The sequence below is a fragment of the Pseudomonas sp. CFII68 genome (genome assembly GCF_000416195.1).
GTDB classification, from domain to species: Bacteria; Pseudomonadota; Gammaproteobacteria; order Pseudomonadales; family Pseudomonadaceae; genus Aquipseudomonas; species Aquipseudomonas kilonensis.
Window position 1 is genome coordinate 16,703 of sequence record NZ_ATLN01000050.1, and the last position, 15,408, is coordinate 32,110.

The 15,408-nt window shown below is 59.5% G+C and carries 9 protein-coding genes, 1 tRNA gene and 1 pseudogene; 6 read left to right on the forward strand and 5 right to left on the reverse strand.

Features of this window, described 5'->3' with window-relative positions:
• Window positions 1-34 precede the first annotated feature (34 nt).
• From ggt to CFII68_RS18040, 4 genes are all read right to left on the reverse strand, one after another.
• Window positions 35-1,876, reverse strand: a complete 1,842-nt coding sequence (gene ggt, locus CFII68_RS18055) for a gamma-glutamyltransferase (RefSeq protein WP_033062559.1) — start codon at window positions 1,874-1,876, stop codon at window positions 35-37.
• 204 nt (window positions 1,877-2,080) lie between these two features.
• A complete protein-coding gene (locus CFII68_RS18050; RefSeq protein ID WP_018604607.1) occupies window positions 2,081-3,697 on the reverse strand; it encodes a methyl-accepting chemotaxis protein in 1,617 nt (538 codons plus the stop codon).
• A gap of 221 nt (window positions 3,698-3,918) precedes the next feature.
• A tRNA-Met gene (locus CFII68_RS18045) sits at window positions 3,919-3,995 on the reverse strand.
• A gap of 103 nt (window positions 3,996-4,098) precedes the next feature.
• A complete protein-coding gene (locus tag CFII68_RS18040) occupies window positions 4,099-6,156 on the reverse strand; it encodes a methyl-accepting chemotaxis protein (protein ID WP_018604609.1) in 2,058 nt (685 codons plus the stop codon).
• A gap of 333 nt (window positions 6,157-6,489) precedes the next feature.
• On the opposite strand from CFII68_RS18040, the gene CFII68_RS18035 reads away from it, so the two are divergent.
• Window positions 6,490-7,707, forward strand: coding sequence for an MFS transporter (locus CFII68_RS18035; protein ID WP_018604610.1), 1,218 nt, complete (start codon window positions 6,490-6,492; stop codon window positions 7,705-7,707).
• 171 nt (window positions 7,708-7,878) lie between these two features.
• Here CFII68_RS18035 and CFII68_RS18030 read toward each other — a convergent pair whose 3' ends face one another.
• Window positions 7,879-10,179: a peptidase S53 gene (locus CFII68_RS18030; protein ID WP_018604612.1), complete on the reverse strand. Its 2,301-nt coding sequence runs from the start codon at window positions 10,177-10,179 to the stop codon at window positions 7,879-7,881.
• A gap of 1,173 nt (window positions 10,180-11,352) precedes the next feature.
• Between CFII68_RS18030 and CFII68_RS28175 the strand changes: the two are divergent.
• The 5 genes and pseudogenes from CFII68_RS28175 to CFII68_RS26615 all read left to right on the forward strand — a co-directional run.
• Window positions 11,353-12,375, forward strand: a pseudogene (locus CFII68_RS28175) (HAMP domain-containing protein); the annotation flags it as partial.
• Window positions 12,376-12,486: 111 nt separating this feature from the next.
• Window positions 12,487-13,275, forward strand: a complete 789-nt coding sequence (locus tag CFII68_RS28180) for a methyl-accepting chemotaxis protein (protein WP_371103541.1) — start codon at window positions 12,487-12,489, stop codon at window positions 13,273-13,275.
• Between the two features lie 123 nt (window positions 13,276-13,398).
• Complete coding sequence (locus CFII68_RS18020; RefSeq protein ID WP_018604615.1) at window positions 13,399-13,842, forward strand: DUF3592 domain-containing protein; 444 nt, start codon at window positions 13,399-13,401, stop codon at window positions 13,840-13,842.
• A 4-nt stretch (window positions 13,843-13,846) separates the two neighbouring features.
• Window positions 13,847-14,434, forward strand: a complete 588-nt coding sequence (locus CFII68_RS18015; RefSeq protein ID WP_018604618.1) for a hypothetical protein — start codon at window positions 13,847-13,849, stop codon at window positions 14,432-14,434.
• A gap of 106 nt (window positions 14,435-14,540) precedes the next feature.
• On the forward strand, window positions 14,541-14,918 hold the full coding sequence (locus tag CFII68_RS26615; RefSeq protein WP_018604621.1) for a cytochrome c: 378 nt from the start codon (window positions 14,541-14,543) through the stop codon (window positions 14,916-14,918).
• Window positions 14,919-15,408: the final 490 nt, after the last annotated feature.

Sequence of the window (15,408 nt, forward strand, 5' to 3'; positions counted from 1 at the left end):
CCTGGCACGCTGACTCAACCTGATCGACGAGTGCTCAATCCCCCAGCGCGGCACCTTCGCGCCGCGGGTCCGCGCCGCCGGCCAATGAAGTTTTCCCTTGCGCATCACGCACCCGGACGATCGCCTGGGTACCGCTGTTCATGTCGATCTCGCTCACCGCATGGCCTTTGTCTTTCAGCGTCTGGATCAGCGTCGGGCTGAACTGTCCCTTTTCCAGTTCGGTGGGGCCATTGCGGCTGCCGAAGTTGGGGAGGTTGATGGCGGTTTGCGGGTCCAGGTTCCAGTCGAGCAGGCCGATCACTGACTTGGCGACGTATTCGATGATTTGCGAGCCACCGGGGGAGCCGACAGCGGCCAGCAGCCGACCCTGATGATCGAAGATCAGCGTCGGCGCCATGGACGAGCGCGGGCGTTTGCCGGGTTCGACGCGGTTGGCGACTTTTTGCCCGTTTTCTTCAGGGATGAAGGAGAAGTCGGTCATCTGGTTATTGAGCATGAAACCCTGGACCATCAAGTGCGATCCGAACGCCGACTCCACCGTGGTGGTCATGGACACCGCACCACCCTGGTCATCCACCGCCACCACTTGCGAGGTGGAAATGCGTAGCGGCGAACGGTCCGGCGCATAGGCCACCTGAATGCCTGGCGGTGTTCCGGGCTTGGCGACGCCCATGCTACGAGGGCCGATCAGGCTGGCTCGGCTGGCAAGGTAACCTTGATCGACCAGCCCTTTGAGCGGCACGGCTACAAAATTCGGGTCGGCAATGTATTGGGCGCGGTCGGCGTAGGCCAGGCGCTCGGCTTCGGCGATCAGGTGCACCGCTTCGGGGGAGGGTTCAATGCCGGCGGGTTTAGCGGTCTTGAGGGGTTTCAAGGGGGCGAGGGCCGCGTTGCTGTCGCGCTGTTCCAGGGCCTGCAACGTCCCGAGGATCTGCGCCACGGCAACCCCGCCCGACGACGGTGGTGGCATGCCGCAGATTTGCCAGCGCTTGTAGTCGGTGCATAGCGCGGGCCGCTCCCGTGCGGTGTAGCCCTGGAGGTCGTTCAGCGAAAGACTGCCGGGGTTGGCGTGACCCTGCACCTTGGCGACGATCTCCTCGGCAACCGGCCCTTTGTACAAAACATCGGGACCTTCGTTGGCGATGCGCTTGAGCACGCCTGCCAATGCCGGGTTTTTCAGCACGGTGCCGACTGCCTTCGGGCTGCCATCGGCATTGAGAAAGTACGCCGCCATGTCGGGCGAGCCCGGCAACGACGGGTCGGACGCGATCAAGGCGTGCAGCCTGGGGGAGATCGCGAAGCCCTGCTCCGCCAGCGCGATGGCCGGCTCGAACAGCCTCGCCCATTCGAGACGGCCATGTTTGCGATGGGCCAGTTCCAGTCCGCGCAATACCCCCGGTGTACCGACAGAACGACCGCCGATTTGGGCGGCGGTAAACGGCATGGGTTTACCGTCGGCTTGCAGGAAAAGTCTTTCGGTGGCGCCGGCCGGTGCTGTTTCGCGACCGTCATAGGTGCGCACGGCCTTGCCATCCCACAGCACGATGAACGCGCCGCCGCCGATGCCTGAAGATTGCGGTTCCACCAGCGTCAGCACCGCTTGCATCGCAATTGCCGCGTCGATGGCCGAGCCGCCACGTCGCAACATCTCCCGCCCGGCCTCGGCCGCCAACGGGTTGGCCGCGGCCGCCATATGCTTGTCGGCGTGACGGGCCTGCACATCGGTGCGGTAGCCGGACGTGATTTCCGGCGGGGAAGGTAATGTCGGTGTGGTCGTGGAGGAGGGTGGGGCCTTGCAGGCGCTAAGCGTTAGCGCGACAGCCAGCAACGAAACGGCTGACAGACGATGAAGGTTTGGTTTCAGATCTATAAGCACGTGTCGCTCCATCCGTGGGCCTGGGGTATGGAAATTGACTGTAGCGATGCGAGGCGTGGGGCGCAAATCAACAAGGCTTCTTGCCACAGGGGCGTGCAAATAAATCCAGAGAGGGTGGGTACTTTTCTCAAGGCATAAAAAACGGCTTATCTTTCGATAAGCCGTTTTAGTACTGTGATGGCCTCTTCTGTGAGAATGCCATATTCAAAGCGTGAATCGACGCATTGTAACATTCAGGCGATCCGCCAACTGTTGCATGCTCGCTGCGGATTGGCTCAGGGTATTGGTCGCGACGCTGGTTTCCTCGGTCATTTGTGCCACTCGATCGACGTATTCAGCTACCAGTAAACTAGCAGAGCGTTGTTCCTGTAGTGCCGAGGCAATACCGGCGACAACGTCTTGCATGCGAGTATTGCTTCGGCGGATTTCATCCATCGCCATGCCCGCGGCGTTGGAGCAGCGCGCACCTTCCTTCACCCGATCTGTACTTTGCGCCATTGCCTCGATTGCCAACTGCGTACCTTGCTGAATGGCCTGAACCATACCGATGATTTCCTGCGCGGAACGCGCAGTGCGCCCGGCAAGCTCTCTGACTTCATCGGCCACCACGGAGAAACCACGCCCCTGTTCGCCGGCGCGGGCTGCTTCGATGGCAGCGTTGAGAGCGAGCAGATTGGTTTGGTCTGCGACCTGCTTGATAACTGCGGTGATAACGCTGATTTGACTCGACTGCTCTGCAAGTTGATTGACATTTTCTGAGGAGGCGGCTACTGCCGCCATGATGTTGTCCATTTCGGCTACCGCTTGCATCACCACCTTGCCGCCGTTCTCGGCGAACCCGTTGGCTTCGTGCGCGGTATTTCCCGCCACTTGGGAACTGTCGGAAATGTGGGCAATACTCACCGTTAACTCCTCGACGGCGGCGGACATCGAACTTGCCGCGTCGCTTTGCTGGCGGGTGCTGTTGTTGACCTGTTGAGTGGTAACAGCAAGTCCGGTCGCGGAGGTTGAAAGTTGTCTAGAGGCTGCATCAATTTCCCCGACAATGGCGCGGAGGTTGTCGGCCATGCGTTTCATCGATGCCATCACGCTGGCTTCATCGCCGCTGCGAACAGCAATCGCCATCTGCAGTTGGCCCGCCGCGATATCGTTGGCGATACGCGCCACGTCGTGCAGTTCACCCCCCAATTGATGTTGGATGATCACAGCGATACGCCAGCCAATCAGAACAATTAGCGACAACACCAGCACGCTTGCCACACCGGCAATCACCGTCCACTGGACGCGCACAGCGACCGCGTCGGCCGCGCCCTGGTTACCGAGCTGCTGATTATAGGCAAAGTGCTGTGTTATCGCGGCGTTCAGTTTGTCTGCAATGGCAACGCCATCAGTCAGCAGGTTGCGCGCCTGATCTTTATGGTTAGTACGCGATTGTTCCAAAACCCGCGCTGTTACCTCGTCGTAGGCTGCCGCGAGCGTTCGATCATCGGCCAACATTTGCCGATCTTTATCGTCGGAAATAAGCGGTTCATAATTTTTGAAGGCTGCCGCACGCGCCTCCCGTGCCTGCTTGATAGTGGTCTCGATCGCCGCCGTTGCGGCCGCGTCCGCATTGAGCACATGCGCCTGGATAGATACCCGCTGCTGCCAGAAGGCTGAGCTGGCCTCGTCCAACACGATGAGACTGGGCACCGTATTGACGTTGCCGTAACTCGCCGCATCGAATACAGCGCTGGCCTGATAGGAGCCGATGCCCGCCACCAGTCCCAAACCAAGAACTGCCAACCCGATCAAACAACTGATTCGCTGAACAATGGTCATGCATCTTCCTCCCTGGATAGGTCCAGTACAGCACACGCGTCACGGAAAAGTAGGTTTTGTCGCAGTAAATGTAATTTGCGCTGAGTTGTGGGGGGAGGGGGATACGCGATGTGAGGGGGACCGGATAGTCCAGGATGGACGTCCAGAAACAAGAAAGCCCGCACGAGGCGGGCTTCTTGAGGTGATTCATAGACTGCTGTAGACATCTATGAATCGGTACTTGGTGGCTACACAGGGACTTGAACCCCGGACCCCAGCATTATGAATGCTATGCTCTAACCAACTGAGCTATGTAGCCAAGTGGCGCGCATTATTCGCCGGTAACGAAGATGTGTCAAGCGTAAATCTGAAATATTTCTCTACGCTTTCAACCGCTTAACAATCCTCGCTGCAAATCGATATCAACCGAGCTGAAATCTCCCTGTGTTGGCACTCAGAGCCCGGCTTCCCTGGCTCAGGGTATCCGCCGCCAGGTTCACGGCCCTTGCGCCTTCAAGCAAACGCATCGCTGCCTGGTCGACCTGCTGGATATTGCCGCTGACCTCGTCGGCGGTGCTGGCTTGTTCATCCACGGCGGTGGCGATTTGCGCCAGGGTGTCGGTGACGCTTTGCACCGCGCTGGCAATTTCTCCCAGCCGTTCGCCAAGGCCGGTGACTGCTTGAGCGTCGGTCTGGGCCTGGCCGCAGGCGGCTTCCATCAGGCTGACGGCCTCGTTGACCGTGGCGCGCAGGCTGTCGACGGTGGCGGCAATCTGCTGTGTGGAGGATTGGGTGCGTTGCGACAGGCTGCGCACCTCGTCGGCCACTACCGCGAAACCACGGCCCTGTTCCCCGGCGCGAGCGGCTTCGATGGCGGCATTGAGGGCCAAAAGATTGGTCTGCTCGGCCACGCCACGAATGGTATCGACCACCAGTTGGATCTGTTGCCCCTGTTCGCTGACCCGTCCCAGTGCGGCGGCGGTTTCGTTGAGGCGCTGGTTGAGCTGCTGGATACTGGCCGTGGTGCGTTGGCTGTCGCGGCTGCTGTCAGTGGCGATGCGGCGGGTCTGCTGGGCGCTATCGGAGGCCTGTTCACAACTCTTCGCCACACCCTGGGAGGTGGCGGCCAGTTGTGTCGCGGCGGCAGCGATCTGGCTGATCTGCATTTGCTGGGCCTCGACTTCGCCCAGGGCGCCGCTGGAGTGCGTATTGAGGGTGCGCACGGCATTGCTCAACTGCAATGTCTCGTGGTCCACCCCCAGCAGGCTGTTGCGCAATTGCACCACGGCGACGTTGAGGGCGGTGCTGATGGCCGCCAGTTCATCGCGCCCTTGCACCGGTACTTGCAGGCTGAGATTGCCGTCGCGCAGGGCTTCGGCCAGCAGGGTGATGCCGCTGGCGCTGCGCCGGATCGACGCTTGCAGGCAAACAAAAAGATACAGCGCCGCCAGCAACAGGCAGCCCAGTACCGTCGCTACCAGGGTGAACTGGCGAATCGCCGAACCGTGGTAGTGGTCCAGCCGCGTATCCAGTGCCACCAGTGACTGTTGCCGCAGGGTCGCCAGATCGACGAGAAGGGCATCCATGTGTTTCTCGAAGTCTTCGGGCTTGAGACTGATGGAACCGCCGAACACGCCGTCATCCAGCACTTTCAGGCCGGCCTCCAAGTGCTTGAGGCTGCCTTGGAATTGTCCGGCCCAGGTTTGCAGATCGCTGGGCAGGCGGGTTTCCAGCAGTGCTCCGGTCTTGACCAGTTGGTCCCGGGCGTCGCCGATACGGCTGCGCAGGTCTCGCAGTTGCAGGCGACTCTGCAAGGTGAACTGGCCTGATACCACGGAGGCCTGGCCGACGCTTGCAAGGCGGCCGACCCGTTCGATCAGGTCTGGCGTCTGTTGGGTGGAGATCTGGGTCAGCAGATACGTCTCCAGCCAGGAAGCGAGGGTCAGGCGGTTGTCCATGACCATCTGCTCGCGCAAGGCTTGCAGAGCGCTGAGGGCGGCGGTGAAGCGGTCGTAACCATCTGGCCACCAACCGACGCTGCCCAGGCTTTTCGAATCCAGACCGTTGAGGCTGGTCTGCAGGGTTTGATAGCGGGCGAGGGTATCGGCTTCGGCCCCTTCGGTTTGCAGGGTATTGGCCAGGTCGTTGGCGGCCTGGTTGAGGGCCGGTTGCACGGCATCGTACGCCGCCATGGCGGCCAGCGTCGCCGGTGTCGGCTGCCGATTGGTCTCGGTAGCGCGCCAGCGGGCGGCGCGGTTGCGCTGGACGGTGAGCAGGTTGTCCAGGTTATCCAGGGCCAGCAATTGGCGCACCCCGGCGCGTTCCCCGGAAATCAGGCTGAGTTTGTCGCGATAGTCCTGGCCGATGAGCCACAGGCTGCCCATGAGCGGCAGGATAAAAAGCAGGAACAGCAATTGGAATTTGCGGGCGAAGCCGAAATGTCCCAACAACCTGATGCCTGGTGATAAAAAAGCCTGCATGCCCATACTCCCCCTGAACACCCTTGCACTATTTTTGTGCGCTTTCTACACAAGTGCCGAAACAGGTGCTCTTTTAAAAGGCCTCGAAAGTTTGTCCAAATCGGCTCGGTAGGCCAGCTCTGTAGCGAAACTTCCCATTCTCGGTCCCCTTTGTAAGGAGCCGCGTTGTAGGCCATTAACAAGGCAAGATTCAGACCATGGCGTTGAGCTATCACCTTGGATTTCGACAATTTTTCGACTTCGATAGCTAGCTAAGGGGATAGCCTTGCTGCACCGAAAAATGGCACATTGACGCACCTGCCCGTGTGCACCCTCTGTCGTATGGAAACTCCCATGGCTATCAGCAATACCCAGGCCGAGATCCCAGCCGTTGCCGCCACTGCGCAAAGCAGTCCATTGGTCATGCGGATTATCGGCGCCGTGGCGCTGGCGCATCTGATCAACGACTTGATCCAGGCCGTGCTGCCCTCGATTTATCCAATGCTCAAGGACAGCTATGGCCTGACGTTCACTCAGGTTGGCCTGATCACCTTGACGTTCCAGTTGACCGCCTCATTGTTGCAGCCTTGGGTCGGTTATCACACGGACCGGCACCCCAAGCCCTGGCTGCTGCCGGCCGGGACGGTGTGCACGTTGATCGGCATTGTGATGATGTCCATGGTCGGCAGTTTTGCCTTGATCCTGTTGGCGGCGGCATTGATCGGCATTGGCTCGTCGACCTTTCACCCGGAAGCGTCGCGGGTGGCGCGATTGGCCTCGGGCGGTCGCTACGGGCTGGCGCAATCGACGTTCCAGGTGGGCGGTAACGCCGGCTCAGCCTTTGGCCCGCTGCTGGCGGCGGCGATCATCATTCCCTATGGGCAAGGCAATGTGGCCTGGTTCGGGCTGTTCGCCCTGTTTGCGCTGTTCGTGCTGTACCGCATCAGCCGTTGGTATGCCAACCACCTGAACTTGTTCAAGCTCAAGCAAGGCCAGGCGGCTACGCATGGTCTATCCAAGGGCCGAGTCTTGAGTGCGCTGGTAGTGCTGGGGCTGCTGGTGTTTTCCAAGTACTTCTACATGGCCAGTTTCACCAGCTACTTCACCTTCTACCTGATCGAGAAGTTCGACTTGTCGGTGGCCTCTTCGCAATTGCACCTGTTCCTGTTTCTCGGGGCAGTGGCGGCGGGGACCTTCTTTGGCGGACCGATTGGCGACAGGATCGGGCGCAAGGCGGTGATCTGGTTCTCGATCCTCGGCGTGGCACCGTTCACCCTGATCCTGCCTCATGTCGACCTGTTGTGGACCAGCATCCTCAGCGTGGTCATCGGCTTCATCCTGGCCTCGGCGTTCTCGGCCATTGTCGTGTATGCCCAGGAGCTGGTACCGGGCAATGTCGGGATGATCGCTGGCGTGTTCTTCGGGCTGATGTTCGGTTTCGGCGGGATTGGCGCCGCGCTGCTGGGGCACCTGGCGGACATCCGTGGCATCGAGTATGTGTACTGGTTGTGCTCGTTCCTGCCATTGTTCGGGGTGTTGGCGATTTTCTTGCCGAGGACTCGAAAGGCTTGAGGCGGGGAGCATCGATGTAGCTGAGCCATCGCAATCGCGACCAAGCTCGCGAAGGCGTCGGCACATCCTGTATCAATGCAAACCGACCCAACGCCTTCGGAGCAAGCCCGCCGATCAACACGGCTTTTTCTTCGAGCGGAACGCCCGCTCCTCATGCCTGCGATTCACCCCTCAAGGACGGTAGACACTGGCCTGGATGGCGCCGGGGTATTGCCTGAACCCGCCCGTGTTGCACAGCGGTGTCGACAGTTGGTAGTCACCCGCTGTCGTGGCGTTGGCGGTGCGCACATTACCGGCCGCGAACCCAGAGTAATCCTGAAAGGCATCGAACGAGGCGATTGGCTCGTCGAAGTAGTTGCCACGGGAAGGGTCGAAGATCGAGAGCGTGATCGCTACGCCACCAGGAAATGCTGCTTCGGCCTCGATCAACACGGTCTCGTAGGGATACAGGGTCTGTGGGGACGGCCCGGCGGAAGTGGGGGACGGATTGAACACCGTGGCCACCAGCGTGTTCGGGCTCAGGTTGGTAAGCGCGATGACCAGGTAATTGGCGTCATTGCCGCCGTAGGTGTAGGGCCGCGTCGTGGCGAACGCCCAACCGTTACTGCTGTTAAAGAAGTCGTCCTTCGAGCCGCCGTTGTCCCAGACCTGGGTGAGCGCGATTTCTTCCGGATAGATTGACCAGTCCGTCGAATCGGCGATCCAGTATTTGAAGTAGGTCCCGTCGATCGCGGGTGCGATGTACTGCGCGTAGGCGGGCACACCGTCGATGGGGTTGTTATTGACGTCCAGGTATTGGTAGATCTGGTATTTGGCCGGCAGCAGCATCTGCATCACCGACAACACGTAGCCCTGCTTGGCGGCTTTCACCATATTTCCGGTTTCACCGGAGTTCCAGAACAACCCGTCGGGCGCAGTGGAAGCGATCAGCGTATAGGTGATCTTCAGCTTGGCCCAGTCGGTCAGGATCGTGGATTCCATGGTGCCGAAAGTGTCCAGCAACCCTTCGAATGTAGTGCTCAATTGTTCCCACAGGTCGGCATAGGCTACCTGGAACAGACTGGGAGAAACACTCGAACTCTGGGCCGCGACCGCCACATTGATGCCGCTCTGGAGAACGTTGGCCGCGACGGCGAAATAATTGATCTCGCCTTCCATCGTTTCAGCCGAGAGCACGGTGTAGATGACGCCCGAGAGCACCGCCAGGATGATGCCGCCGATATTGGTCGAGTCACCGTCCTCGAAGCTGGCATCCAGGCCCAGTTCGGAGAGCAGCGCTCCCTGGTCCTCGAACAACAGGGAGTGGAAGCTGGTATAGCAGGCGAACAGGCTGTTGACCGCGCTCGCTGCGCTGAGCTCCAATTTCAACTGGTCCACTACGGGGTGCCAGACTTGCGCTGGGAACGCGTTGTAGTCCAGGCCGAGCATGTCTTGCCGGTAACTGTCCAGGGTGCTGGCGCCGTTGGTGTACTGCTCGCGCAGGATCAAATGGGGCTGATTGTTCATGACCGCCAGTTTGTTGTTGATCCAGTCATAGACGGCCTGTTGGTCAGGCGTAAAGGCCGGGAAGGCCGGGTCGGACGCCGGCAAGGCCATGATGCTGTCCAGGGGCGTGGTAGGCATGAAATACCATTGGCTCGAGGTGTCGGTGTCTTGCATCTGTACCGAGCCCCCCGCGATATCGACACTCAGATACTGGTTCGAAGCGCTGTTCTGGATGGCCGTGGGGCCGAGTCCCGTTCCCCAGAGCCAAGTCTGTTCGACCGGGACGGGTACGCTCTGTGTGGTGTTGGTTGGCGTACTGCTGCCGGCGTCCTGGCCCAGCACCAACCCGGCGAGCAGGCCGCTGAGTAGGCGTCCATCGGCGGTGACTTGCCAGATCTGGTTGGGCGAACCGGCCACGAAGGGGCTCAACGTCATGCCGTCGGAACTGGCGGTGAGTACATGGGGCACGCCTTTCACGGGCGCGACGAGGCTGCTTTGCACATTGACCCAGCGAGTCGGTGGCCAAACCTGATAGTGATTGCTGCTCGAGGCCCAGCAGGCTTGGTTGAGGGTGTTGTACAGCACGAGGTTGCCGTCGGTCTGGACGAGCAGTTCCTGAGGCTCGATGCCGTTGGTGTAGGGCGACCATGCCACGTTGCCATCGCTGGTACCCAGGACCAGGTTGCCATCGGTCTGGACATCGAAGTAGGCACCGTTGTTGGTGCCCGTGGCCCAGATCGCGCTGCCAGTGAACGAGCTGTTGGCCGCCACGGGGCCTGTGACGACCTGGTACAGCACCAGGTTGCCATCAGGCTGCAGCAGCAACACATAGCCGTTGCCGGCCGCTGCCGCCCATTGGCCGGGGAGCATCCGTGTGCCGGGTGGAATGTTGCCGTTGTCAGCCTGGACCGGATCGCCGAGCGGGACCGTGAGGAAGGTGCTGGGGTTGGTGGATGTTGCCAGCGTTATATCGCTCAGGTTGTTCATGTTGATCTCCTTTTCACGACATTGAGTGGACGCCTTGCGGTTGTTTTCGGAGGTGAGTGAGCGCAGTGCATGGGCACGGCTGCGCTCCCACGAATCCGGCGCGCCTGTGCCTGCTACGCCGATGCAATTGATCGGGAAGTCTTTTCAAGTGTTGGGTCGCGAACAGGTCCCGGAGCGAATCAACTGCTCCCGGACTTGAGGTGGCCTAGGGAATGCTCAGCCAGGAGGGTGCCGTTCAATGTCGCCAGTGGCTGGCAGCACGGCACGAATGGCGGGGGCGGGGGCGGGTCTCTTTGTATATCCGTAGTTTGCGAGACTGTGCATGAGAATCTCCCTATCCATGCGGAAGAAGGCGTTTGAGCGTTGTGCCTTGCAGGACGCGCATAGAGTGTAGTCCGGCGCTCATATCTTGCCTGAGCTTCCCCCTTTTGCGGGGTGGTGACCCGTGCCGGGCAAAGAGTCAGTCCCAACTTGAAGCGCTGTGAGTCTTGTACTTGATGAGTACGTCGCTGTTGCGACTAAAGTACTGGTTTGTATAAGCCTTAAGTGGGTATTTGTATAAAGGTTGGTCGTGTTAATTTGCTGTTGTGGTTAATGGTTAGAAGGGAATCTGCAGCATTATTCAAGGGTGACCCCTGTGGTGACTGGAAAAGCAGGCTTTCACATTCTTTCCACCTATCGCCCTTATTGTCCCGGACATAAGGCCTTCGGTTCTTGGTTTGATGACCTCTTCCGCGCTGCGGGCGGACAGGGGTTGCGCCCCCCACCTGCCATATTGAAATTCTTATAAAGAGCTGTATTGCCAAGTTCTTCCAAGGTGTTTGCCTTGGGGGCGGCGTAGCAGCCGTGATCGATTGTTATGCCGTGTCGTGCACACGTTAGATGCTGCCGTCTTTTGACGTTGGCCATAAATAGAATCAGGCGGGGAATGATATGAAGTTCAAGTCATTGCAGGCACGTATTTGTGTCACGGCAGGCGTATGCCTGTTTGTTTCATCCATCAGCCTGATTGTCTACGGGCTTTTTAGCGCCCGGGCCAACGAGCAATATGTCTCGACCGAGGTCAGCGCACTGGTTGAAAAATCAACGATCCGGGAAATCCAGAACCTGGCCGAATCCCGGGCCAACGCCATCCAGGCCAAGTTGCAGAATGCGCTGGATGCAGCCCGCACCATGGCCAATGCCTTCGCCGCCAGCAAGGCCTCGCAAAGCCCCCTGATATTGGGCCGTGAACAGATCAACAGCGTACTGCTCAGCGTCCTCAAGGATAACCCTGACTTCAACGGCACCTATTCCTGCTGGGAACCGAATGCGTTGGACGGGCAGGATCCGGCGTTCCGCAATGCAGAGGATGGCAATAACCCGTTGACCGGGCGTTTCACGCCTTACTGGACGCGTAGCGCCGATGGCCACGTCGCGGTGCAACCATTGGTCGAGTATGACTCCCCGGACCGTCACCCCAACGGTGTGCCCAAGGGCGGCTGGTACAGCGGCCCGCGCGACACCCTGAAGGAAAGTGTGCTGGACCCCATTCCTTATGTGGTCCAGGGGAAAAACGTCTGGCTGACCACCTTGTCGGTGCCCATCGTCTCCAACGGCAAGTTCTACGGAGTGGTCGGGGCTGACTTCGATATCGCGTTTATCCAGAAACTCAGCGAGCAGATGTCTGCCGATCTCTACGGCGGCAAAGGCACGGTTTCGATCTTGAGTAACCAGGGCTTGGTGGTCGCGGACAGTCAGCGGACCGACCTGATTGGCCAGCCGATCAAGGCCTTGTTGCCTGACTCCTGGGAAAAAGTGCTCCGCGATATCCAGGCCGGTCGGGGTGATGGCCTGCTCAATGCGCAAACACAGAACATCGAAGTGCTGATGCCCATTGCGCTTGGTCGCACGGGCAAGCCCTGGGCGGTGTTGATTCGCCTGCCCAAGGCGGTGGTCATGAGCCAGGCCATCGCCCTGGAGCAGGAACTGCAGGCGCGCAGCCTCAACAACAGCATCTGGCAGGTATCGGTAGGGTTGGTCATTTCGTTGTTGGCCCTGGCTGCCCTGTGGTATGCCGCGGCAAAAATCGTTGGGCCGATTCGCGAAGCCGCCGCCTTGGCCGCCACCATCAGCCTGGGGGATTTCTCCCGTCGCCTGGTGCAGAAATCCGAAGATGAAGTCGGGCAGTTGTCTGCGGCCCTCAACGACATGTCTGAAAGCCTGCAACGGCAGGTGCGGGTGGCCGAGCGCATTTCCGAAGGTGATCTGGACCTGGAGGTCCGCTTGTCTTCGCCCCATGACACCCTTGGCAAGTCATTGGAGAAAATGGTCAGCAACCTGAACCAGCTGATTTCCGAGGTTCAAATCAGCGCCACCCAGATCACCGGCAGCTCGGCGCAGGTCACCGACTTGAGTCAGTCACTCTCCGACGGGGCTTCCAATTCCGCCTCGTCCATCACCGAAATCAGCGCGGTGATGACGCAGATGGCCGCCCAGACCCGGGACAATGCCGCCAACGCCAAGAAGGCCGATGAGCAATCCCAGGCCTCGCGGGCCGATGCCGGGGAAAGCGACAAATTGATGAGCGAACTGATTGCCGCCATGGCCGAAATCGACAACTCGGGCAAGGACATCACGGCGATCATTACCACCATCGACAACATCGCCGCACAAACCAACCTGCTGGCCTTGAACGCAGCCATCGAAGCGGCCCGGGCCGGTGAGCTTGGGCGCGGTTTTGCCGTGGTGGCCGACGAAGTGCGTAGCCTGGCCGCCCGCAGTGCCGAGGCCGCCCAGCAGACTGCCGCGTTGATCGCTGATTCCTCGAGCAAGACCCAGCGCGGCATGATCATCGCCGGCCGGACCGCCGAATCGCTGAAGAACATCGTCAGTGGAACCGGTGCGGTGTCGAGCCTGGTTTCGCTGATCTACCAGGCCTCCAGCGAGCAGGCTTCAGGTTTGCAGCAGGCCAGCATCGGGCTTGAGCAGATCGACGAAGTGACGCAGAAAAACCAGTCGAACTCGCAAGAGTGCGCCGTGGCGGCCAAGGACCTTTCGGAGCGAGCTTCCCTGATGCAGCGGGTGTTGGGACGCTTCAAAGTCAAAAGAGGCTAATGGGCATCCGTGGCAAGTTCCCTCGCCACGGCGATCACAAACCTCGAATGAACAGCATTACGACATAGCAGGCTTTTTGTTATCCTCGCCGCCTTCTTTCATGGATGAATACCGGGACAAGCTATGGCTAACGACACCCCGTCACGCATCGGGACGATACTGCTAGGCCTGCTTTTTGCGCTGATTGGCATTGGCTTGCTGGGCATTGCCGTCAATCTTACCCTCGACCGTCGCGACTTCCTCGCCCGGGCACAGACCGCCGATGGCATCGTCAGCCACTTGAATGCCGGTGGTTCGCATCCTGAGATCGCCTTCACCACTGTCAGCGGTGAAAAAATCTCCTACCCCCAGGGCGGTTTTATCTTCGGTTATCAGAAGGACCAGCCGGTGCGGGTGCATTACCTGCCCGAGCAGCCGACGGCCAGCGCCATCGTCGATGCCCCGGCGGCACTGTGGGGCACTTCCGGGGTCCTGGGTTTTATCGGCCTGGTGTTCACCCTGGTCGGCCTGCTGAAAGCCATCCGCCAACGCGGTCGCGATGCGGTTCATTCACATAAAGGACTTTGAACGTATGAGCTACAACATCCCACTTCCGGTTAATGAAAGCCGCTGGCAGTACCAGACCGCTAGCGGTGGTGGCTTGACCGTGGTCATGGTGGCGGGCAGTGGTGGCTCGATTATCCTGCGCTCGCCCCAGGGCGAAGACGTCAGCTACCGCTATGGCGGGGTCGGCGTGGGTGTCGGATTTGGCGCCAGGCTGCCGCGCTTCGGCAAGATCAATATCCAGATCAAGGGCAAGGGCGTCAGTGCGGCCGGTGCGGCAGAGGCGTTTCCCAGCACCGGCAAGGTGTTTGTCAGCGACGCCCTGGTCGATCGCGACCTGACCAGTGACGACATCACCGGCCCTTGCATGTATACCGAAGTGGGCGTGGGCCTGGGGATCGGCGGTTCGGCCACGGCGCTGCTGTTCGGGCTCGATCCCAAGTTGCTGGCGTTGTCGGTGGTCCTGAGCTCCAACCCGGCCACCTCGCTCATCGCTTCGACCACGGTCAACCGGCAACTGGCACGCTCGGCCAAGGGCGCGGTGGTCATGGCCGGGGTGAACGCTGGCCTGCAGGCTGGTGGTGGCGCGGCGATCTACATGGGTTATCTGTTCTAGTCAGATTGTGCGAGCGGACAACAATCCCGGCATCTAAAACCTGTGGGAATGAGTTCGCTCCCACAGGGCGTTGCGCCCATAAAAATTGGCATGTACCGAAAGCATAATGAAAATATTAGTCATCGCTTCGCTCGGGTTTTTATCGCTCATTCAAACATCACTATCCGTTGCGGATAGTGCCAATGGGAAAAATCTCTATTTACAGAGATGTGCCATGTGTCACGGAGCAGATATCAAGGGGACGGGGCCGTTGGCTCATAAAAGCAATCCTCCTACGCCTGACCTTACAACTGCCGCTTTCAAGAAACGACTGAGTGATTATCCGGGTGTCATTGTGTCGTCGATCATACTTCGACCCAATGGGGATTTGATTCCGAGGACCTTGCGAGAGAATGGTGTGAAGCTATCGCCGTATTCTTGGAGTGTTAAGGATTTTCGCGATTTGAATCAGTATATGGGGGGGGTGATTTCAAAGAGTCGATGATTTTTGGGTTTTTTCTGCAGGCTGTTGTAGGTCTCGTGAATTCCATAGAAACTTGAGGGCCCCGTGTATATCCGTTATTTAGGTAACGGCTGCTTATGGTTCCGCTCTTACAGCGGGTCACTTTTGGAAGAGCGCCAAAAGTAACCAAAAGCGCTTTGCCCCACCACTCGGCACCTCGCCTAGGCTCGGTGTGCCCTCACTCCGGCATTGCTCCGTGGGCCGCCGCGAAGGGCCATCCATGGCCCAGCGCGGCTATCCCGGCATCCATGCCGGGATGCCCACTGCGCAATGCCTGCGTTCGGTCAGCGTGGTTTAACGGGGCGTTCAGATCAAGATCCAAAGCAAGAGCAAGAGCGGGCACATGCCGGCATCTATGTGGCTGAGCCATCGCTATCGCGAGCAAGCTCGCTCCCACATTCAATCTCCAGTGAACAAAAAATTTATGTCCAACACAAAACCACTGTGGGAGCGAGCTTGCTCGCGAAGAGGC